This is a genomic window from Nocardiopsis sp. N85 (assembly GCF_028882275.1).
GTDB classification, from domain to species: Bacteria; Actinomycetota; Actinomycetes; order Streptosporangiales; family Streptosporangiaceae; genus Nocardiopsis; species Nocardiopsis lambiniae.
Window position 1 is genome coordinate 25,651 of record NZ_JARBUT010000015.1, and the last position, 20,779, is coordinate 46,429.

General features: G+C 71.2%; 18 protein-coding genes and 1 tRNA gene. 12 read left to right on the forward strand and 7 right to left on the reverse strand.

Going from position 1 to position 20,779, the window contains the following annotated elements; translation table 11 throughout:
• The first annotated feature begins 67 nt into the window (after positions 1–67).
• From PWG71_RS19950 to PWG71_RS19970, 5 genes are all read left to right on the forward strand, one after another.
• Complete coding sequence (locus tag PWG71_RS19950; RefSeq protein WP_274811431.1) at positions 68–1,105, forward strand: asparaginase; 1,038 nt, start codon at positions 68–70, stop codon at positions 1,103–1,105.
• Positions 1,102–2,529, forward strand: a complete 1,428-nt coding sequence (locus PWG71_RS19955) for an aspartate ammonia-lyase (RefSeq protein ID WP_274811432.1) — start codon at positions 1,102–1,104, stop codon at positions 2,527–2,529. Before PWG71_RS19950 ends, PWG71_RS19955 begins: the two co-directional genes overlap by 4 nt.
• Before the next feature lie 94 nt (positions 2,530–2,623).
• Positions 2,624–3,208 (forward strand): Lrp/AsnC family transcriptional regulator, encoded by a 585-nt coding sequence (locus PWG71_RS19960; RefSeq protein WP_274811433.1) that lies wholly within the window; start codon positions 2,624–2,626, stop codon positions 3,206–3,208.
• A 630-nt stretch (positions 3,209–3,838) separates the two neighbouring features.
• Positions 3,839–4,402, forward strand: a complete 564-nt coding sequence (locus tag PWG71_RS19965) for a helix-turn-helix domain-containing protein (protein WP_274811434.1) — start codon at positions 3,839–3,841, stop codon at positions 4,400–4,402.
• Positions 4,399–4,938, forward strand: a complete 540-nt coding sequence (locus tag PWG71_RS19970; RefSeq protein WP_274811435.1) for a hypothetical protein — start codon at positions 4,399–4,401, stop codon at positions 4,936–4,938. Before PWG71_RS19965 ends, PWG71_RS19970 begins: the two co-directional genes overlap by 4 nt.
• Before the next feature lie 120 nt (positions 4,939–5,058).
• Here PWG71_RS19970 and PWG71_RS19975 read toward each other — a convergent pair.
• From PWG71_RS19975 to PWG71_RS19990, 4 genes are all read right to left on the reverse strand, one after another.
• Positions 5,059–5,132 (reverse strand) — tRNA-Val (locus PWG71_RS19975).
• A complete protein-coding gene (locus tag PWG71_RS19980) occupies positions 5,123–5,650 on the reverse strand; it encodes a peroxiredoxin (RefSeq protein WP_274811436.1) in 528 nt (175 codons plus the stop codon). Before PWG71_RS19980 ends, PWG71_RS19975 begins: the two co-directional genes overlap by 10 nt.
• 103 nt (positions 5,651–5,753) lie before the next feature.
• Positions 5,754–6,179, reverse strand: coding sequence for a DUF3052 domain-containing protein (locus PWG71_RS19985; RefSeq protein WP_274811437.1), 426 nt, complete (start codon positions 6,177–6,179; stop codon positions 5,754–5,756).
• A gap of 178 nt (positions 6,180–6,357) precedes the next feature.
• The gene (locus PWG71_RS19990; RefSeq protein WP_274811438.1) at positions 6,358–6,768 is read right to left on the reverse strand and encodes a secondary thiamine-phosphate synthase enzyme YjbQ; all 411 of its coding nucleotides are present in this window, start codon (positions 6,766–6,768) and stop codon (positions 6,358–6,360) included.
• A gap of 129 nt (positions 6,769–6,897) precedes the next feature.
• Here PWG71_RS19990 and PWG71_RS19995 point away from each other — a divergent pair, with 129 nt between their 5' ends.
• Complete coding sequence (locus PWG71_RS19995; RefSeq protein WP_274811439.1) at positions 6,898–8,556, forward strand: alkaline phosphatase D family protein; 1,659 nt, start codon at positions 6,898–6,900, stop codon at positions 8,554–8,556.
• A 290-nt stretch (positions 8,557–8,846) separates the two neighbouring features.
• Here PWG71_RS19995 and PWG71_RS20000 read toward each other — a convergent pair whose 3' ends face one another.
• A complete protein-coding gene (locus PWG71_RS20000) occupies positions 8,847–9,944 on the reverse strand; it encodes a hypothetical protein (RefSeq protein WP_274811440.1) in 1,098 nt (365 codons plus the stop codon).
• A 319-nt stretch (positions 9,945–10,263) separates the two neighbouring features.
• Positions 10,264–11,565: a PucR family transcriptional regulator gene (locus PWG71_RS20005; RefSeq protein ID WP_274811441.1), complete on the reverse strand. Its 1,302-nt coding sequence runs from the start codon at positions 11,563–11,565 to the stop codon at positions 10,264–10,266.
• Between the two features lie 242 nt (positions 11,566–11,807).
• On the opposite strand from PWG71_RS20005, the gene PWG71_RS20010 reads away from it, so the two are divergent.
• The 5 genes from PWG71_RS20010 to PWG71_RS20030 all read left to right on the forward strand — a co-directional run bounded on the left by PWG71_RS20010 (position 11,808) and on the right by PWG71_RS20030 (position 16,770).
• The gene (locus tag PWG71_RS20010) at positions 11,808–12,788 is read left to right on the forward strand and encodes an ACP S-malonyltransferase (RefSeq protein WP_274811442.1); all 981 of its coding nucleotides are present in this window, start codon (positions 11,808–11,810) and stop codon (positions 12,786–12,788) included.
• A 4-nt stretch (positions 12,789–12,792) separates the two neighbouring features.
• Positions 12,793–13,749 carry a beta-ketoacyl-ACP synthase III gene (locus tag PWG71_RS20015; RefSeq protein WP_274811443.1) on the forward strand — a complete coding sequence of 319 codons (957 nt, stop codon included), beginning with the start codon at positions 12,793–12,795 and terminating at the stop codon, positions 13,747–13,749.
• A 67-nt stretch (positions 13,750–13,816) separates the two neighbouring features.
• The gene (locus PWG71_RS20020; protein ID WP_274811444.1) at positions 13,817–14,056 is read left to right on the forward strand and encodes an acyl carrier protein; all 240 of its coding nucleotides are present in this window, start codon (positions 13,817–13,819) and stop codon (positions 14,054–14,056) included.
• A 131-nt stretch (positions 14,057–14,187) separates the two neighbouring features.
• Entirely contained in the window at positions 14,188–15,426 is a 1,239-nt protein-coding gene (gene fabF / locus PWG71_RS20025) for a beta-ketoacyl-ACP synthase II (RefSeq protein WP_274811445.1), read from the forward strand.
• A gap of 162 nt (positions 15,427–15,588) precedes the next feature.
• On the forward strand, positions 15,589–16,770 hold the full coding sequence (locus PWG71_RS20030; protein WP_446725061.1) for an EAL domain-containing protein: 1,182 nt from the start codon (positions 15,589–15,591) through the stop codon (positions 16,768–16,770).
• Between the two features lie 81 nt (positions 16,771–16,851).
• Here the strand turns inward: PWG71_RS20030 and PWG71_RS20035 are convergent, their stop codons facing one another.
• Complete coding sequence (locus tag PWG71_RS20035; RefSeq protein WP_274811447.1) at positions 16,852–17,733, reverse strand: SGNH/GDSL hydrolase family protein; 882 nt, start codon at positions 17,731–17,733, stop codon at positions 16,852–16,854.
• A gap of 745 nt (positions 17,734–18,478) precedes the next feature.
• On the opposite strand from PWG71_RS20035, the gene PWG71_RS20040 reads away from it, so the two are divergent.
• Positions 18,479–20,755: a hypothetical protein gene (locus PWG71_RS20040; RefSeq protein ID WP_274811448.1), complete on the forward strand. Its 2,277-nt coding sequence runs from the start codon at positions 18,479–18,481 to the stop codon at positions 20,753–20,755.
• The last annotated feature ends 24 nt before the right edge of the window (positions 20,756–20,779 follow it).

Below are 20,779 nucleotides of genomic sequence, written 5' to 3' on the forward strand. Positions count from 1 at the left end.
GGTCCGCGCCCGCCGCGGGCGGGTCCGGGCCGCGTCCCGGTCCAGGACTCTTCGAGACGAGAAGGAAATGATGCACCAGCAGGACGCGACCGGCCAGGTCGTACTGATCAGCACCGGCGGGACGATCGCCAGCCGCCGGGTCGGGGACGGGTACACCGCCGAGCTGAGCGGGCCCCAGATCCTCAGGGGAGCCGGTGTCCCCGACGGGCTGCGGGTCCGGGTCCGGGACCTGTTCACGGCGAACAGCTCGGCGCTCACCACGGACCGGCAGCTGATCCTGCTGGGCGCCGTGCACGAGGCGCTGGCCGACGATGAGGTCGACGGCGTCGTGGTGACCCACGGCACCGACACCCTGGAGGAGTCGGCGTTCCTGGTCGACCTGTACCACCACGACAGCCGACCGGTGGTGTTCACCGGCGCGCAGCGGCCTCCGGACCACGACGAGAGCGACGCCCCGGCCAACCTCCGCGACGCCCTGGCCGTCGCCGCCACCGCGCGCGACCTCGGTGTGGTGGTGGTGTTCGACGGCCTGGTGCACGCCGCGCGCGGCACCGTGAAACAGCACACGCTCGCCGTCGAGGGCTTCGGCGACCCGTCCGGCACGCCGATCGGCGGCGTCTCCGAGGGCCGTGTGCTCGTCCGGCACCGACCACTGCGAAGGCCGTCGCTACCGCTCCCCTGCGGCCCCGCGCCCCGGGTCGACATCGTCATGCACCACGCGGGCGCCGACCCGGTGCTGCTGCGCGCGGCGGTCGCGGCCGGCGCCCAGGGGATCGTGCTGGCCGGCACCGGCTCCGGCAACGCCTCCCCCGTGTTCGTCGACGCCGTCGCCGAGGCGGTCTCCGCAGGGGTGCTCGTCGCGCTCACCACCCGGGTGCCCGCCGGCCCGGTCGCCGGGATCTACTCCGGTGGCGGCGGGGTCGACCTGATCGCGGCCGGAGCGGTGCCGACCGGGACCCTGCGCGCTCCGCAGGCCCGGATGGCCGTGATCTCCGCCCTGCTGCACCGTTCGGACCCGGCGGAGCGCACCGCGGCGTTGAGCCGGCTGCTCTCCGACGAACCGCTCGCCTCGCTCACGTCCGAGACCGCCGGAGTCCTGCGATGACCCCGCCCCGCCAGGACGGCCACCGGGTGGAGCACGACCTGCTCGGGTCGCGCGACGTGCCCGCGGACGTCTACTACGGCATCCACACCCTGCGCGCGGTGGAGAACTTCCCCATCACCGGCATCCCCCTGTCCGCCCACCCGGAGTTGGTGAACGCGCTCGCGGCGGTGAAGCTCTCCGCCGCCCGGGCCAACCGCGACCTGGGTCTGCTCCCCGACGGCAAGGCCGCGGCGATCGAGAAGGCGTGCTCGGATATCCTCGACGGCCGCCTGCACGACCAGTTCGTCGTCGACGTGGTCCAGGGCGGGGCGGGCACCTCGTCCAACATGAACGCGAACGAGGTGATCGCCAACCGAGCGCTGGAGCACCTCGGCCGCCCCCGGGGCGACTACCGGCACCTGCACCCGCTGGAGGACGTCAACGCCGGTCAGAGCACCAACGACGTCTACCCGACCGCCGTCAAGATCGCCCTGCACCTGGCCGCCCACCGGCTGTCGGACGCCATGGAGCACCTCGGGTCGGCCTTCGCGGTGAAGGCCACCGAGTTCGAAGACGTGCTGAAGGTCGGCCGGACCCAGCTCCAGGACGCCGTGCCGATGTCCCTGGGCCGGGAGTTCGGCGCCTACGCCGTGATGCTCGCCGAGGACCGGTCGCGGCTCTCCGAGGCGTGCGCGCTGCTGCACGAGATCAACCTCGGCGGGACCGCGATCGGGACCGGTCTCAACGCGCACCCCGACTACCCGGCCGCCGCCTGCGAACACCTGTCCGCGTTGCTGGGGATCCCGCTGTCGGTGGCCCCCGACCTGGTCGAGGCCACCCAGGACGCCGGGGCGTTCGTGCAGCTGTCGGGGGTGCTCAAGCGCATCGCGGTGAAGCTGTCGAAGACCTGCAACGACCTGCGGCTGCTCGCCTCGGGCCCGCGCGCGGGGCTGGGCGAGATCACCCTGCCCGCGGTGCAGGCCGGGTCGAGCATCATGCCCGGCAAGGTCAATCCGGTCATCCCCGAGGTGGTCAACCAGGTCGCGTTCGAGGTGATCGGCGGCGACCTGACCGTCACCATGGCCGCCGAGGCCGGCCAGTTGCAGCTCAACGCCTTCGAGCCGATCATCGCGCACCGCCTGTTGTCCGGCCTCGCCCACATGGGGGCGGCCTGCCGCACCCTGGCCGACCGCTGCGTCGCGGGGATCACCGCCGACCGGGAGCACCTCGCCCGGCAGGTGGAGCGGTCCATCGGCCTGGCCACCGCGCTCAGCCCGCACCTCGGCTACGAGCAGGCCACCGCCATCGCCACGGAGGCGCTGGCCACCGGAGCGGGCGTGTCCGAGCTCGTGCTCGCCAAGGGCCTGCTCACGGAATCGCGGCTGCGCGAGATCCAGGCCGGTTTCACGGCGACCGGGACCTCCGCAGCGGCGTCATCCCGGTGATGGCAGACGTTCCCGGGCGCTCGACGCGAGCGCCCGGGGGCTGTGTCGAATGAGGCGGATTCCGACCGATATGCGGTCCGTATCATGGAGAGCTATGGCCGCCGCAATCGAACTGGACGCGATCGACTGGGCCATCCTCGAACAGCTCCAGAAAGACGCCACCATCCCCAACAAGCAACTGGCAGAACAGGTGGGGGTGGCCCCGTCCACCTGCCTGCTACGTGTTCGTCGGCTGCGTGAGAGGGGCGTCATCACGGGGATCCACGCCCACGTGTCGTCGACGGCCATCGGGCTGGCGATGAACGCGATCCTCGCCGTGCAGGTCCGACCGCACACCCGCGAGGTGTTCAACCGATTCGTCGACTTCGCCATCGCCCTGCCGGAGACCCGCTCGCTCTACCACGTCAGCGGCGCCGAGGACTTCCTGATCCATGTGGTGGTCGGCAACGCCGAGCATCTCCAGCAGCTCGTGCTCGACGTGATGTCGCAGCGCTCCGAGGTGACCAGGGTGCAGAGCTCGATCGTGTACGAGCAGACGGAATTCCACACCCTGCGCTCGCCCGACTCGCGACAGCGTCGGCCACCTCTGATCGCGCCCCGCCTCCGCGCCCGCCCCGCCATCCGCCAGGACACCCCGCCGGGGCGACCCAGTGGACCGGCCCTGGAAAAGCCCCGCTGACGGACCGCCCCGGTGAGGAGGGCAGATCGCCGGGTGTACCGGCTGCGACCCACGAGGCGAAGCCTCGCGTCGCAGGGGAGCGATCCACCCACCCCATCGATCAGCGCGACCTGGGCCACAGAGGGGCACCTCAGGGGGTTCGGGGGGTCTCCCCCGGGAGAAACGACGAGACGACCCGGCGAGGCGGACGAAGTCCCCCGAGCAGGGTCGTCCTGAGCCCGTGGACCCTGGGCAAACCAACTGCACCCCCGTCCGGCTCGCCACCGGGTTCGAAGCCCTCCTCCGCGAGCTTCCCGCATCGACAGCACCGCTCCCCCGGCACAAGCCCACGAAGAAGCCGAGTACCGCGAAGCGCCTCAAACCCCATGAGGTCGACGAGCTGATCGCCGCCTACCAGGCAGGCGCGAGCGCCTACAAGCTTGGAGAACGCTTCAATATCACCCGGCAGACGGTGAGTGCTGTCCTCAAGCGCCACGGTGTTCGGACGCGATGGAACCGCCGGTCCGCGAAGCGGATCCGATGATCACTCACCAGGCTTTTGGCCCATGCCTGAGCGTGAGACCTCTCCCGATCCTTGTACACCGACACCGCCAGGAGGTTACACTTATTACAGTTAATCAGGAGGGTGACATGGCCACAACACTGAACAGAGTGGTGGAGGACATCGCTCCGCCAGCGTCGGAAGAGCAGCGGGAAGCCACCCGAGCAGCGATCAGTCAGATCCTCAGCGACACAGCACAGGTGCTGCTGAAGCTGCCCGGCGGAGAAGAGTACCGACTCGACAGAGACGAACTGCGGGCCCTCCTGGCGATCGCCTTTGCCAGGGCGAACGGCCAACGTGTCTCCGTCATCAGCCACGACGTGATGCTCAGCCCACAGCAGGCGGCCGAACTACTCGGCGTGTCCCGGCCCATGGTGTACCGCTTCATCGAGCGCGGCGATCTGGCCGCAACACGTGTGGGCACGCACTGGCGGCTGCCGACCGCAGACGTGCTCGCGCTGGCGGAGCGTCGAACGCGACTCGCCGATGGTGTTGACACCGGACTCGACCACGTTGCTCAGGCAATGGCTTCCTCCGGCCAAGGAACCGCAGCCAAGGATGGAGCGAAGGAGAGCTGGCGTGCAGCGACTCCCGAGCAGAAGGAAGCATCTCTGGAGCGGGTACGTCGCAGGACAAGGAGCCGGCGTGAGTGAACGGTGGAGGTTCCCTTCTCGGTGTCGTACTGGACGCCAACGTCTACATCGACGCTGTCAGTGGTGACAACCTGGAGGTTCTCGGTGACCCGCTGGAGTTCGACGGCATACCGTCACTTCCTCCCCGGCGGGTACACCCAAGCCTGCACGTCCTCGGAGTCATCCGTGACGGAGGGATCTTGGGACGGGGATATGCCTTGGAGGTCAGTGAGCACATCCTCGCCATGATCGATCACAAGCTGATCGACGCAAGGTGGATGGAATCAGATGTGGACACCTACATCGATCTCATCTGCGATCTGGCTGAGCTGTCCGGAGGCGGCTACTACAGGGACGTCCCACAGACGCAACATGACTGCGAGGACCCCGAGGACAATCTCATCCTCGACCTGGCCGCCTTCACTGATGCGTCTCTGATAGTCGGCAACGACAGCGACCTGCTTGTTCTCGGCCGCCCGAACGGGTGGAAGGGGAGGGGCATCGTTTCTCCCGCCGACTTCACCAAGCGAGCCGAAGCCGCGATGCGTTACAGGTGAGAGGTCACGCCGGAGGCACTAGCGGCCCGCACCGGAGCAACCGGGAGTTCCCTGGAGGAAACGACGGACGACCCGGCGAGGCGGACGAAGTCCCCCGAGCAGGGTCGTTCCGGAGTGGAGTGGGCGCGAAGGGACTCGAACCCCTGACCTATTGCTTGTAAGGCAATTGCTCTAACCAGCTGAGCTACGCGCCCTCGTATCGCAGGCGATCATACCGCTTCGCGGCACTCGTCGGCGCGCGGTCCTCCGGTGGCGCGGCCAGGGCGCGCAGGTGTTCCAGGTAGGCCTCGGTGTCGCGGGGCTCGGAGATCGGGGTCAGGGTGCGCCAGCGCACGATCCCGTCCGCGTCGATGAGGAAGGTCCCCCGGCGGGCCGTGCCGCGGTCGTGGTCGAGCACCCCGTAGGCGTCGGCGACGGCGCCGTGCGGCCAGAAGTCCGACAGCAGCGCGAACGGGAACCCCTCCCGGTCCGACCACGTGCGCACGGCGAACACCGAGTCCACCGAGACGGTCAGGACCGTCCCCAGCGCGGCGAGTTCGGCGTGGCGGGCGCTCAGGTCGGCGAGTTCGCCGGAGCACACCCCGGAGAACGCCAGCGGGTAGAAGACCACCAGGACCGGTCGGCCGCGCAGTGCGGACAGGGTGATGTCCCGCCCGTACTGGTCCTGGAGGGTGAAGTCGGGGGCGGGGGATCCCGCCACGATGTCGGTCATGTCCTCGTTCGTGTTCGGCGGTGCGGTGGGCGTCCCACAGCGCCGCGCGTCCGCACGTGGGACGCGCGGCACCGGAAGCCTCACCCCTTACGGGTGATGTCCGTCACCGCTTGGGCACGACCAGGCGCGTACCCGACCAGTCCGCTCCGACGCTCACCGCGCTGGTCTGGGACAGACCGGAGGTGCCGGCGGCCTCCGCCACGTCGCTGGGCGACACGTGCAGTTCACGCCCCGCCTTAGGGGTCAGGACCAGGATCGTGCCGCCGTCGGCGATGGTGGTCACCACGTCCATGAGGGCGTCGGTCAGGTCGCCCTCCTCATCGGATCGCCACCACAGCAACGCCGCGTCGACGTCGCCGTCGTAATCCTCGTCGACCAGCTCCTCACCGGTGAGCTCTGCGATGGATGCGCGCAGGCCTTCGTCGACGTCGTCGTCGAAGCCGAATTCCTGCACCACCTGACCCGGTTTGAATCCGAGTCGGTCAGCCAAGTCACGCTCGCTCTGTGCCTGGCCCGCGGTCGCGCTCACGAAAGTTCTCCTCCACAGATGGTTTTTCTCAATCTTGCCTGCACGAAGCAGTTGTCACAACGATGCCGGGCCTTTTCCGCCACCCGTCACGTGCGCCCGCGACCATCGCTGATGGCCTAGTTCACACGCTAGCGGGCCCGTCCGTCAACGTGCCCTCGAACCGAGGGGCCCTCACCCCTCATCCAGAGGAGAGGAAGGACAGCCGCACCGTCCGGTCCGGGTTGTCCACGTTGAGGTCGACCACGGCGATCGACTGCCATGTTCCCAGCCCGAGCCGGCCCGAGAGCACCGGAACGGTGGTCTGTGGCGCGATGAAGGCCGGCATGACGTGGGACCGACCGTGCCCCCGCGACCCGTGTCGATGCCGCCACCGGTCATCGGCGGGCAGCAGGTCGTCGAGGCTGGACAGAAGGTCGTCGTCGGAGCCCGAGCCGAGTTCGATGATCGCCACACCCGCGGTGGAGTGCGGGACGAAGACGTTGAGCAGGCCGTCGCCACCGGTCTCGGCGACGAAGTCGTCGCACTGGCGGGTGATGTCGGTGATGCTCTCCGACCCGCCGGTGCGCAACTCCAGGATCTGTGTCCGCATAGCGTCACCTTCGCGCAGGTGCGCCTCTCGTGCAACCATCCCGGTTTCGTCCTGTGGATGGCGATCCGGTCCCAGAGGGGCCATACTCGTCCACTACGTGTGCGAACCCGGTCGAAATGAGGGAGAACGGTGACCGCCTCTTTACCACTGGGCCCCGTGCTGCGGCACGTCGGACCGACCACCGCCACCGTGTGGGTGCAGGCGTCCGAGCCCGGTCGGGTGCGGGTGGTGGCGGACGGCGGTGTGACGGGCGTCGCGGAGACCTTCACGGTGCACGGTCACCATTACGCGGTGTGCGAGATCACCGGTCTGCCCTCGGGCGCGGCGCTGCCCTATGAGGTCTTCCTGAACGAGGATCGGGTGTGGCCGGAGCCGGGTTCGACGCTCCCCCCGAGCACGCTGCGCACCATCGATCCGGACGCGCCGACCCGTCTGCTCTACGGTTCGTGCCACACGCCCACCGGCGACACCCCCGAGGGCGTGGTCCGGTACGGGCCCGACATGTTGCGCGCCACGGCCCGGCGGTTGGCCCGGGAGCCGGTCGAGGGCAATCTGACGTTGCTCCTCATCGGCGACCAGGTGTACGCGGACGAGATCCAGGAGTCGATGCGCGCCTTCCTGCGGGTGCGTCGGGCGCGGACCGGTGAGGACGGCCCCGAGGACGAGGTCGTGCACTACTCCGAGTACGCCGAGTTGTACCGACAGGCGTGGAGCGACCCGCAGGTGCGATGGTTGCTGTCGACGGTGCCGACACTGATGGTGTTCGACGACCACGACATCCGCGACGACTGGAACACGTCGGCGGCCTGGCGGCGCTCCATGGACGGGCATCCCTGGTGGCGCGCCCGCGTGACGTCGGGGTTGGGTGCCTATTGGGTGTACCAGCACTTGGGAAATCTCTCACCCGACGAACGCGCCGCGGACCCGCTGTGGGCGCTGGTGCGCGCCGCGCGGATCGACGCCGGAGCGGAGGTGGACGCCTTCGCCCTGCGGGCGCACGAGGAGCCCGGTTCCTACCGGTGGAGCCATCGGCACGACGTGGGCGGCGGGATCCGGGTGCTGATGCTCGACACCCGATGCGGCCGTGCCCTGGGCGAGGGAGACCCCTCGGACGGGTCGCGGTCCATCCTGGGGCGGGAGGGCCACGCCTGGCTGGACGAGCACCTGACCGGCGGCCCCGAGCACGTGGTCGTCGTGTCCACCGTGCCGGTGGTGCTGCCGCCGGCCGTGCACCATCTGGAGGCATGGAACGAGGCGGTGTGCGCGGGTGCCTGGGGCGGGTGGCCGCGCCGCCCGGCCGAGCGGCTGCGCCAGGCCCTGGACCTGGAGCACTGGGGCGCCTTCCGGTACTCGTTCGAGCGGTTGGCCGACACGTTGGGGCGGGTGGCGCGCGGCGAGCGCGGTCCGGCGCCGACGACGATCCTGATGCTCAGCGGCGACGTGCACTTCTCCTACACGGCCCCGGTCCGGCACCGGGACGTCGGTGAGGACGGCTCCCGGATCGTCCAGTTGGTGTCCTCTCCCCTGTGCAACCGGCTGCCCGAGAACTTCCGCGGGGTGGTCCGGCTGTCGGCGAGCGCGCCCGTACACCTGGTGGGTCGGTTCATGACGTGGCTGGCCCGGGTGCCCCGACCATCGCTGCGGTGGCGGCTGTCCTCGGACCTGTACTTCGGCAACACGATCGGCGAGGTGTCCTTCGCGGGGCGCGATGTCCGGGCCCGCTGGTACCACGTCGCCGAGGGCGGCCCCGACGCCCTGCCGGTGGTGCGCACCCGGGTGGACCTCTAGTCGATCCCCGTGGCGGCGGACCGGGACGTCCGGGAACCCTGAGGGGTCCGGCCCGGCGTCATCCGGGGTCTTCGCGCGCCCGCTCGACCGTCCGCGCCGGTACCCACCGGGCGGTACGTGGCCGTTCCCGAGCCCCGCGCGGCCCCGGACCGGAGCCGCCCGTGCCGGACGACGGGAACCGCGGAGGGGCGTCGACGCCCGCTCCGGGCCCCTACCGGGCCGGTGAGGGCACCGAGGGCGGGAGGGGGCGGAACGGGGCCGCGGGGTCGGGGCGGCCCGCTCCGGGAGGATCAGGGCTTGTGCGGGTGGGGACGGCGGTTGTCGGTGCGGCGGGTCTTGCGGACGGCCAGGCCCAGGGCGCCGCTGCCGCGTTCGAGGAGCTGCCGGGCGGCGCGGTCGACCATGGAGCGCGGGCCCGAGTCCGACGCGTCGTCCCCCTCGTCCGCGCCCTCATCCTTCTTCGACTTCTCCGCCTTCTCGGGAGTCCCGGGCTTGTCGGCGTCGTCGGCACCCTCATCGGTCCCGTCGGCCTTCTCACCCCCGGTCTTCTCCGCCCCCAGGTGCGGGAGGACCGCGGTCGGTTCGAGCCCGCGCCCGCCCAGGTGCGGCAGGACGGCCGTCGGCTCCTCCTTCTCCTCGTCCTCGGTGTCCCGGGCACCCAGGTGCGGGACGACGTCGGTGGGCTCGTCGGCGCCCTTGACCGGCGGGGTCACCGGGCGAAGGAGGTCGGTGCGCTCGTTGGCGGCGCCGACCTCGGCCTCACCATCGGCCTCGCTCTCCTCGCGGACGGCCTTGCGCCAGGCACGCTCCACGAGCTTCTGCCGCATGGACTCGCGGGAGCGCTGGACCTGACGGGCGCGCCAGACCTTCACCAGCGGGGTGATGACCGGCCAGGTCACCTTGGCCGGGCGGGACAGGGCGTGCCACAGGTAGGCGGTGGTGCCCCACGCCTCCATGGCGCGGCGGGCCCGGGTGATGGTGAAGAAGGTGGGCATCGCCAGCAGCAACTGCGGGAAGGCCAGCGTCAAGGCCGCCAGCAGCGGGTACAGCCCGCCTCCCACCAGCGCCGCGGCGGCACCGATGACCATGGTGACCAGGGCGAGGGCGATGCGCAGCCCGGTGAACTGGCGGAACCGGTGCAACGCCCGACGGGCGGACACCGGCGGTGCCAGGCCCTCGGGCAGCGGTGTGGGCTGGACGATGAGCGACATCAGCAGCGTGCCCACGCCCACGCTCGTGGCCAGCAGGATGGTCCACCCCGCGGCCGACATCGATCCGCCCACGAGCAGGGCGACCAGCCCGGCCACGGGGAGCGGCGCGGGGACCCAGAAGAGCACCCGTCGGCGCAGCTCGCCTTCCTGCGTGGGCTGGAGCACGAACTCGCTCACCGGATTCGATGTCCAGGACCACTTCCTCGGTCGTTCGACCACAGCGTTGACCCCCCAAGACGTCATGAAGAACGGCGCGCGGAGGCCCGCACCCGGGAGCGTGCTCTGACCTCGTCGGGCCTGGCGTCCACCGTTCATCGCAAAGCTATCCCTTTTCATGCGGTCCCCGGGCGCACACGGGCGGTCGTGGACATACCCGGCGCAGGTGAAACTCGGATAAGGGGGCTCGCATGGCGGTTAACGATCAGGTTACGCCGCCGGTTCCCCCATCGACAGCGTTACGGCCGATTCAGGATGAAGACCACATCCCGATCCCATGTCAACCGTTCTCCGCCTCGGAGAGGCGACCCAGCGCGACGGCGATCCGCAGCACGAACGACCCCCGCCCGTCGGAGGGCGTGTGTCCGGTCAGCTCCGCGATCCGGCTGAGCCGGTAACGCACGGTGTTGGGATGGACGAACAGCATGCGGGCCGTCGCCTCCAACGACGACGCGTGCTCCAGGTACACCGACAGGGTGTCGAGCAGGGGCGATCCCGCGCCCGCCAACGGCAGGTACACCTCCTGGACCAGTTGGCGCCGCGCCTCGACGTCGCCCTGCAACGCCCGTTCCGGCAACAGGTCGGCGGCCGAGACCGGGCGCGGTGCGTCCGGCCAGGCCACGGCGGCGCGCAGGCCGCTGACGGCGGCCCGAGCCGACGCGCCGGCCGAGCGCAGGTCGGGCACCGCCGGACCGACCACCACCGGTCCGGGGCCGAACATCCCGGTCAGGGGCTCTGCGGCGGCGGTGGGCAGGTCCTCCTTCGGGTAGCGGTCGCCGACGCCCACCACGACGACCACGCGCCGCCCCTGGGTTCCGGCCAGGACGTCATGGCCCGATCGGCGGGCGGCGGCGCGCAGGTCGTCCATGACCTTGGCCTCCTCCTCTTCCTCGCCGATCTCCCCGGCCACCGTGATCACGGGGGTGAGCGACCATCCAAGCGCGGATCCCCACGTCTGGAGGCCGTCCTCCCGGTCGCCGTGCAGCAGCGCGTCGACGATGAGGGCCTCCAGGCGGGCGTCCCAGGCGCCGCGCGCCTCGGCGGCGCGCGCGTAGACCTTCGCCGAGCTGAACGCCACCTCGCGGGTGTAGCGCAGGACCGCTTCGCGCAGTTGCTGGGCGCCTCCGGGCGCGGCCAGCTCGTCCACCTGGCCCTCCACGACCTCGATGACGACCCGGATCATGTCGACCGTCTGCTGGAGGGAGACCGACCGGGTGAGTTCGCGCGGGGCCGTGCCGAAGACCTCGACGGTGATGGCGGGCCTGCCGCGTTGGGGATTGCGGAACCAGTCGACGAAGGCCGCGACCCCCGACTGGGCGACCAGGCCGACCCACGAGCGGTCCTGGGCCGACATCCGGCGGAACCAGCCGAGCCGTTCCTCCATGCGGGCGACGGCGGCGGTGCCCAGGACGCCCATGGAGCGCTCCAGGCGGCGGACCGTCTCGGCGCGGACGCGCTCCTGGTCGTCGGTCCCGTTCCGCGTCCGCGGCTCCTCGTCGGTCTCCTCCGGAGCGCTCCGGCGTTCCTCCGGGTCCTCCGGGGAGCCGGTACCGTTCCGTGCGGGCTGGGATGGGGTGTTCACCTCTCCAGCTTCGCATCCCCGGCATCCGGACGGGCTGTCCCTCCCCGTCCGATCCCGTGCGGCGGTCGCGGTGAGCCTTCGACCGGCGGGGATGTAACGTCGAAAGGTGATCCGCCTCACCGGTTCTCGTCTTTCCGACACATGCCGGAGACCGTTTTGTGGGGTTTCCACAAGCACCTCCGTGCGAAGTTCGTGTCCCTCCCCATCCAACTGGTGATCTCCTACAGGGCAAGGTGGATGTCGTGCTTGTAATCGTTGCTCCCGGCCAAGGCGCCCAGGTACCCGGTTTCCTCTCCCCGTGGCTCGAACTCCCCGGCGTCGCCGGACAGTTCGCCGCGTGGTCCGAGGTGGTCGGGCTCGACCTGGCGCGCTACGGCACCACCGCGGACGCGGACGAGATCCGCGACACCGCCGTCGCCCAGCCGTTGCTGGTCGGCGCCGGCATGGTCTCCGCCTCCGCGATCCTCGGTCCCCTCGTCTCCCCCTCCCCGGGTCTGCCCGCCGAGGCCTCCCTCGTGGACGCCGTCGCCGGGCACAGCGTCGGCGAGTTCACCGCCGCCGCGATCGCCGGGGTGCTGTCCCCCAAGGACGCGCTGACCCTGGTCGCCGAACGCGGTCGGGGCATGGCCGACGCGGCCGCCCGGACCGAGACCGGCATGACCGCCGTGCTCGGCGGGGATCGCGAGCAGGTGCTGGAGGCGATCGCCGCCGCGGGGCTGACCCCGGCCAACGACAACGGCTCGGGGCAGATCGTCGCCGCGGGGACCGTCGAACAACTGGCGGCGTTCGCCCAGAACCCGCCCGAACGGGCCCGGCTGCGCCCCCTGTCGGTGGCCGGCGCCTTCCACACCGAGCACATGGCCCCGGCCGTGGAGCGGGCGCGACAGGCCGCCGCCGTCCTGTCGCCCTCCGACCCCTCCGTGCGCATCCTGTCCAACGCCGACGGCGCGGTGGTCGAGAGCGGCTCGGAGTACCTGGACCGTCTGATCTCCCAGATCTCCTCCCCGGTGCGCTGGGACGCCTGCACCGAGACGTTGGCCGAACTGGGCGTCACCGCCCTCATCGAGCTGACGCCGGCGGGCACGCTCACCGGTCTGGCCAAGCGCGCGCTGCGCGGCGTCGAACTCCTCGCGGTCAAGACCCCCGAGGACATCGACCGCGCCGCCGCCCTCATCAAGGAGCACGCGGGGACCTCCGCCGCGGGCACCGATCAGGAAGGCTGACCCCATGTTCCCCACTGCGAGCGTTCCCGGCGGAGCGATCATCCGCTCCGTCGGTGAGTACCAGCCCTCCAGGGTCGTCACCAACGCCGACCTTGAGGCGCGGGTCGACACCAACGACGAGTGGATCCAGAGCCGTGTCGGCATCAAGGAGCGGCGCATCGCCGGTCCCGAGGACACCGTGGCGAGCATGGCCGTGGCGGCCGGCGGCAAGGCCCTGGCCGCGAGCGGTCTGTCCCCGGAGGACATCGACCTGGTCATCGTGGCCACCTGCACCGTGCAGGACCAGATCCCCAACACCGCCGCGACCGTCGCCGCCCGGCTGGGCATCGTCGCCCCGGGCGCCTTCGACATCAACGCCGCCTGCGCCGGGTTCTGTTACACCCTGGGCATCGCCGCCGACATGGTGCGCGCCGGCAGCTCCCGCAACGCGCTGATCATCGGCTCGGAGAAGCTCAGCGACTGGGTGGACTGGACCGACCGCTCCACCTGTGTGATCTTCGCCGACGGCGCCGGCGCGGCCGTGGTCTCGGCCTCCGAGGACAACGGCATCGGCCCGGTGGTGTGGGGTTCCTCCGGCGAGCGCGCCGACAGGATCCACCTGCGCGACCACAAGTACCTCTGGCAGGAGGGACAGGCGGTCTTCCGCTGGACCACCACCGAGCTGTACAAGACCGGACTGGAGGCCCTGGAGCGGGCGGGCGTGGCCCCCGAGGAGCTCACCGCCTTCGTCCCGCACCAGGCCAACCTGCGGATCATCGAATCCATCGCCAAGAAGCTGGGCGCGCCCCAGGCACTCGTGGCCCGCGATATCGTCACCGCGGGCAACACCTCTTCCGCGTCCATCCCGCTCGCGCTCTCGCGCATGATCGGACGCGGGGAACTCCCTTCGGGGAGCACCGTCCTCACCCTGGGCTTCGGCGCGGGGCTGGTCTACGCCGCACAGGTGATCCGCATCCCCTGACGTACGACCGAGGGTCCGATGAGGACCGCATCCCGGACATCGAACAGTGATCAAGGAGAAGAACGACATGGCTCACAGCGAGCAGGAGATCCTGGCAGGCCTCGGCGAGATCATCGAGGAGATCGTCGGCACCGAGCCTTCCGAGGTCACCCCGGAGAAGAGCTTCGTGGACGACCTCGACATCGACTCGCTGTCCATGGTGGAGATCGCCGTCGCCGCCCAGGACAGGTTCGGCGTCGAGATCCCCGACGAGCAGCTCAAGGACCTCAAGACGGTCCAGGACGTCATCACCTTCATCCAGAAGTAGCGCGTCCGGGCCGCCGGGTCACCACCTCGACCCGGCGGCCCGTCCTCCGGTGCATCACGCCGGCCCTCCCCCGTCATCCGCCACCCCCCGGCCCGTAGCCGGGAACGACCCACGAGAAGGGCGATCGGATCATGGCAAAGACCGATGTCGTCGTTACCGGCCTCGGCGCCACCACCCCGCTCGGGGGGGACGTCGCGACCACATGGTCCGCGCTCCTCGACGGCCGCTCCGGCATCACAGCGCTGCCCGAGGAATGGCACGAGAGCCTCCCCGTCCACTTCGCCGGGCGCATCGCGCAGGAGCCCTCGGAGAAGCTCCCCAAGCCGCGCATGCGCCGGCTGGACCGCACCCAGCAGTTCGCGCTCATCGCCGCCGAGGAGGCCTGGGCCGACGCCGGTTCGCCGGATGTGGACCCGCTCCGTCTGGGAGTGGTGGTCTCCAGCGGCATCGGAGGCATCCTGACCATCCTGGAGCAGTACGACACCTTCCGTGAGAAGGGCTGGCGTCGGGTGTCACCCTTCACCGTGCCCATGCTCATGCCCAACAGCCCGGCCGCCGCCATCAGCCTGGAGTACACCGCCCGCGCCGGTTCGCACGTCCCGGTCAGCGCCTGCGCCTCCAGTGCCGAGGCCATCGCCAACGGCGTCGACATGATCCGCGCGGGCCGCGCCGACGTGGTCATCGCGGGCGGCACCGAGGCGGCGATCCACCCGCTCAACATCGCCTCGTTCGCGTCGATGCGCGCGCTGTCCACCCGCAATGACGACCCGCGGACGGCGTCGCGCCCGTGGGACAAGGACCGCGACGGTTTCGTCATGGGCGAGGGCGCCGGCATCCTCATCCTGGAGTCGGCCGAGCACGCCGCCAAGCGCGGCGCCCGGGTGTACGCCCACGCCGCCGGTGTCGGCTACACCAACGACGCCTACGACATCGTCCAGCCCGACCCCGAGGGCGCCGGCCAGTCCCGCGCCATCACCCAGGCGCTGGCCGACGCCGACCTCAGGCCCGAGGACATCGTGCACGTCAACGCGCACGCCACCTCGACCCCGGCGGGCGACGTCGGGGAGACCCGCGCCATCCGGTCCGCCCTGGGCGACTCCGCCACCGACCGGGTCGCGGTGACCTCCACCAAGTCCATGACGGGTCACCTGCTGGGCGGCGCGGGCGCGGTGGAGTCGATCGCGACCATCCTGGCGCTGCACGACGGTCGGATCCCGCCGACCATCAACATCCAGGAGCTGGACCCGGACGTCGTCGTGGACATCGTCCGCGACAAGCCCCGGGACATGCCCGGTGGCGACGTGGCCGCGATCAACGAGTCCTTCGGGTTCGGCGGTCACAACGTCGCCGTGGTCTTCCGCCGCGCCTGAGCCGACGTCCGTCGTACGACTCTCGGGGCCCCGCCGCACGGCGGGGCCCTTGTCCGTGTACGGCGGGGAGCCGGGGACGGGCGTCCCAACGGCCTGTGAAGGTGAGCTGAACAGCGCTGAAAAGAGCTTCATGTCGGTCCGGCCCCCCGCCACCATGAAGGGGTGACCACAGCGCGTTCTCACCATGCCCCCACGGTGACCGGCCCCCTGCCGGCCGCTCCCGCGCCGCGTTCGACCCGACCGCCCCTGGGTTTCCAGCCGATCGTCGACCTGGACTCGGGGGCCGTCGTGGCCGTCGAGATCGTCTCCCCCGCTCCGTCCGGCGCTCGGGGCGGCGGTCCGCACGAGACGACCGTCCCCGAGATCGAGGCGATCGCGGAATGGCTGTTGTCGTTGGTCCGCGAGTCCGCCGACACCGAGAGCCTGCTGCCGTTGGTGCTGCCGCTGCCCGCGCGCACGTTGATGGCCGGGAACGGCTTCGTCGGCCTGGTGGAGAGCCTGTTGCGGCGGGCCGGGCGGCGCCCCCGCGACATCACGTTCATGCTCGGCGCCGAACTGGCCGACCTGCCCCGCTCGATCGTGGTCTCGGGGGTGGCCCGACTGCGCAACGCGGGTTTCCGATGCGGCTTCGGCACGGCGATGGTGCGACCCGACCTGGTCGTGGAGGCCGCGCCGTTCCTGATGCGCATCGACCCGAACCTCGTCTCGGGGGTGGCCACCGACCACCGGCACGCCACGGTGGTGGAGGGTCTGTCCCGGATCGGTCGGGGCAGCGGCGTGTACGCGATGGCGTCGGGGGTGGAGACCGCCGACGACGTCGTGCGGTTGCGCCGGTGCGGGGTAAGGGTGGGCACGGGTCCGTTCTTCGCCGCCCCGGTCTGGCGCCCCGGGGAGCGGGTCACCCCGGTACCGGAGCCGACCGTCGGCCAGGATCGGGCGGAGGACGACGGGCCCCGGGTCACCGAGTTCATGGTCCCGCCGGTGGGGTTCGACGCCGACACCACCACCGAACAGGCCTTGGAGGCGCTCACCGGGGACAAGGCGCTCAACAGCGTCATCCTCATCGACCACCGGGAGCGCCCGGTGGGCGTGATCGACCGGACCCGGTTCCTGCTGTCGGTGACCGGGCGCTACGGGCACGCCCTGCACGCCAAGCGACCGGCGATCCGGTTGGCGGAGCCACCGCGCACGGTCCCGGCGTGGATGTCGGCGATCGCGGCGCTGAGCGTCGCGGGTCGGGACACCGAGCGGGTCTACGACGATCTCGTGGTGGTCAACACCTACGGCCAGTGCCTGGGCGTGGTGCACATCAGCGACCTCATCCAGTCCCTGTCGCGCAGCTGAACCGCCGGAGAGCGCGCGACCGGAGCGCCGGAGACGGCGCCGCCCCGCGCCGGGGCGCCGGGGCGGGGCGTGGGGTCGGCGTCAGCGCCGGGGCTCGGGACCCTTGACGCCGGACGGGCTGTTGGTCGGCGGTTCGGAGGCGTCCTCGATGGTGGGCAGCGGGGAGTGACCCTCGGCGATGGCCGCGGCGATCCGCGCGCGCGTCTCCTCGTCGTTGAGGTAATCGAGCTCGGGCCGTCTGGGCAGCAGGCCGTCACCGGAGGAGCGGCCCATGGCGCGGCGACGCAGCCAGGGCACCAGGTGCTGGCGGGCCCAGCGGCGGTTCTCCCTACGGCGCAGGATGGCGGGCAGCTGCTGGGGCGGGGTGCTCCACGGGTCGGCCCAGGAGTCGCGCGGTCCCATCGGGAAGCCCAGCAGGTCGGCGAGGCGCGCAGCGACGATCTGGTGACCGGTGCCGTTGAGGTGGAGCCGGTCCTCGCTCCAGGCCCGGGAGTCGGTGAGCGCGTTGAGCGCCCACATGTCGACGATCTCGGTGCCGGTGCGCTCGGCGATGGCGCGCATGTGCATGCTGAACACGGCGATGCGGCCGCGGTAATAGCGCAACACGGGGATCCAACCGGTGTCGTGACCGGAGAGGATGACGGTGCGGATGCCCGCGTCGCGCAGCCGACGGATGCCCCCCTCGAACTCTTCCGCCAGCTCGTCGAGGCGGGTACCGGGGCGCAGGACGTCGTTGCCGCCGGCCAGGACGGTGACCAGGTCGGGCTTCCACTCCAGCGTCCGGTCGAGCTGCTCACCGAAGATGTGGTGCATGCGCCGACCGCGCACGCCCAGGTTGGCGTAGCGGAAGTCCGCGGTCACCTGACCGAGGTGTTCGGCGAGTCGGTCCGCGAAGCCGCGGTACTGGCCGCCGGGGCCGCTGTCGTCTTCCATCCCCTCGGTGATGCTGTCACCGATCGCCACATAGGACCGGATGGGAGCCGGTCTGTGCACGGGAGCGGCCACGGGGGGATTCATCTCAAGGTCTGTCACGTCAACCAATCATCCGGCTCGACCGTCCCACGCCGACTGGGCGCCGTAGGGTGCGCGGGTACGGAATCCTGGCACGGGTCGCGGTGGGTCGCCCCCCGTCTCCGAAACACCATCGACCCCTGTGGCCGCTCGGCGGCCGCCGGCTCGAATGGTCGTTCGGGCGAGGACAGTGCCCCTCCAGCATACCCGGGCCCGACATGTTCGTGCTTGCCGCGGAGGACCTCGGGCCCGTGTCCCCCACGTGCGCGCCAACGACTTCACCGGGCCCGTCGCCGTCGTGGGACGCGCACCCTCGTGTGAAGGTTCCGTGAAGGACAACGCCCGAGGGAAAACGGAAAAGCCGAATACACCTTATGAGGTGGATCACACCACGATGTGCTTCCACGTGGCGAAAGTCCCGAGGAAAGGTGACCGGTGCGCCGCGGGCGGGAGGTTCTCCGCGCGGAGCGGGACGGCCCGGGGCTACCCATGTGGCGTCAAGGGACGTACGATCTCCGGAAGTGCTCACGGCACCTCTGTCCCCCGGCCCGCCGTGCCCACCCGTGGCGCCCCGGCCTTCTTCCGGTCCGGGCTCCCCCGCGGGCGAAGGGCGCGTACTGTGGTGCATCGAACCGAAGGCCCGTGCGGTTCCTCCCCAATTCACGTGCAGACACCAGGAGGTCGAGGTCCCCAGCGGATGAACGCCGTCTCTCCGATCTGCCTCGTCGACCTCGCGCCCGCGCTGCGATGGTCGAAGTCGCCGGATGTGGCACCCCTACTCCACCATGACCGGCTGATCGACGGCTGGTGGCACTCGCTGCCGGTAGCCCGGGTCCTGGAGATCGCCGGACCGCCCTGGTTGGCGCACGGGATCGCGCGTCTGGCCGTGGAGCAGTGGGGACACATCCCCCTGGGCGAGTTCCTGCCGAACCTGCGCGCCCAGGTCGTGGAATGCGCCGACCTGGCCGAACCGGTGCGCAGCGCCGTCGTGTCCACCGCGGGGGACTGGGAACGCCTGATCTCCAGTCCGCCCCAGGAGATCGGTGAGTGGCCGTTGGGCGACTGCCGTCTCATGGACGTGGTGAGCACCGTGGCCTGGCGGGCCCTGCGCCCCTGCGGGGAACTGCCCGGCGGCCCCACCCCCTCCCCCGCGTTGATGTTGGAGGCGGTGCGCACCATCGCGCACTGGCTGCCCGACTCCGCACCCGAACACGTGCACAACGCCCTGGACTACCTCACCAACGCCACCGGCGCCGAGCACGACGTGGCCTTCGAGGGGGCCGGAAACGACTCGACGCCGCCGCAGACCCCGGCCACCCGGGCCATCCGCACCCTCCGGGCGTTGCGCGCCCAGCGCGCCGGGGAACAGGACGAACCCGTCGCCCTCGCGGTGAACGGGCACGAGGCACCACCGGCGATCGCCATGGTCAGTTCCGCGGCGATGATCCCCGGTTCGGAGCTCGGTGCCGAGGCCGCCGGCCCGGCCACCGGGGTGGGCGACCTGCGCTCGCAGTTCCGCAGTTCGCTGCTGGGCCCGGGACGCACCCTGCGCAGACCCAGCTTCGGACCTCCCAAGCACCGCACCGAGCCGGAGGAACGGCCCCCGGCACCCGCCCTGGGCGAGCATCCCCTGGTGGACATGGTCGAGGAGATGTTCCGTTCCTGGCCCGAGTTGGAGCGCACGGTGGCCGCCGAACGGCTGTTCGCCACCGACCCCATCAGCATCCGGGTGCTCTCCGAACAGATCGCGGTCGACGTCACCGAGATCCGCGGCGCCCAGCGCAAGGTCGAGGAACGCCTGCTGCGGTGGCTCAACTCGCCCGAGGGCGCGCCCATCACCAAGCACCTGCGGGACCTGTCGGAGCAACTGGGTTCGGCGACCACGATCGATCGGTTGATCAACGCCCACCCCGACCACCCGGTGGACGTGCCGACCCTGAACACGCCCCTGTGGCGGGTGGTCATCACCCTGTTCACCGACCGCCGTATGCACAACGGTTGGCTCATCGCCGACGACCCGGGCCGGCTGCGGTGGCAGACCCGTGAGCTGTTGGGGGACGGCCCCGGCCTGACCGAGGCGGGCATCCGCCTGGGCCGGATCGGCATCCGGCAACAGGAACTGCGCGCCTGGCTGCTCAGCACGCCCGGGGTGAGCCTTCAGGACGGACAGGTGATCGTCGACCCGACCGTGCCGCTGGAGGCGCCCGGCGGGCACCCCGGGCACACCACCCCGGAGGACTCGGGGGCCACCACGGAGAACGGCCTGCCGATCCGCCGTCGCCTCGACGGCTCGGTGGCGGAAGCCGCCGAGCAACGGCCCGTCGCCCCCGGCGCGTCCTTCCCGACGGAGCCGGACGTCCACCGGATGCCTCAGGCCCCGGCGCCGATCGCGGCACCGCCCCTGGCGTCCCCCGGCGCCGCGGGGCGGTCGTTGCCCGGCGACCCGGCCATGGCGGCCCGCTGTTTCCGGGCCCCCGACGGCCGTTGGTGGCACCGCATCGACATCACCGCCGACCACCTCAACGGCGCCCCGGTGGCCGTGCCCCCGGGGTACGCCGCGCACCTGGGCCTCCAGCCCGGCCGTCTGCTGTGCCTGACCGCGCCCGGCGCGGACCTGCTGGTCCTGGTCTGGCGCGACCAGCCCGCGTTCGACTCCCTGCGGCCGTTGCTGCGCCGGCAGGCGGCCCAGCCCGGCGACCGCGTCTTCATCACGGTGTCCGGGGACCGACTGGACGCGCGCAAACTGCCCGCGACCGATCTCAGCAACTACTCGCCGACCGCGCGGGCTCTGCACCTGAGCGGGTACACCGCCCCGGCCTCCACCGAGGAGGCGCTGAAGATCCTGTCCCGCCGGATCACCGACAGCGACGAGCGGGCCCCCACCGATCCGCCGTCGCTGGTCGAACTGCTCACCCGACGCGGTGACAACGACATCGCGGGAGAGTTGCGCGCCGGCCTGTTCGCCGCGCACTGAACCCACGGTGAGAAGGCCCCGGGC

Coding starts and splice junctions, on each gene's coding strand:
- PWG71_RS20020 (WP_274811444.1), top strand. CDS start 13,817: ATGGCTCACAGCGAGCAGGAGATCCTGGCAGGCCTCGGCGAGATCATC.
- PWG71_RS19990 (WP_274811438.1), bottom strand. CDS start 6,768: ATGCGGACACAGATCCTGGAGTTGCGCACCGGCGGGTCGGAGAGCATC.
- PWG71_RS19960 (WP_274811433.1), top strand. CDS start 2,624: ATGGCCGCCGCAATCGAACTGGACGCGATCGACTGGGCCATCCTCGAA.
- fabF (WP_274811445.1), top strand. CDS start 14,188: ATGGCAAAGACCGATGTCGTCGTTACCGGCCTCGGCGCCACCACCCCG.
- PWG71_RS19980 (WP_274811436.1), bottom strand. CDS start 5,650: ATGACCGACATCGTGGCGGGATCCCCCGCCCCCGACTTCACCCTCCAG.
- PWG71_RS20040 (WP_274811448.1), top strand. CDS start 18,479: ATGAACGCCGTCTCTCCGATCTGCCTCGTCGACCTCGCGCCCGCGCTG.
- PWG71_RS20015 (WP_274811443.1), top strand. CDS start 12,793: ATGTTCCCCACTGCGAGCGTTCCCGGCGGAGCGATCATCCGCTCCGTC.
- PWG71_RS19955 (WP_274811432.1), top strand. CDS start 1,102: ATGACCCCGCCCCGCCAGGACGGCCACCGGGTGGAGCACGACCTGCTC.
- PWG71_RS19965 (WP_274811434.1), top strand. CDS start 3,839: ATGGCCACAACACTGAACAGAGTGGTGGAGGACATCGCTCCGCCAGCG.
- PWG71_RS19950 (WP_274811431.1), top strand. CDS start 68: ATGATGCACCAGCAGGACGCGACCGGCCAGGTCGTACTGATCAGCACC.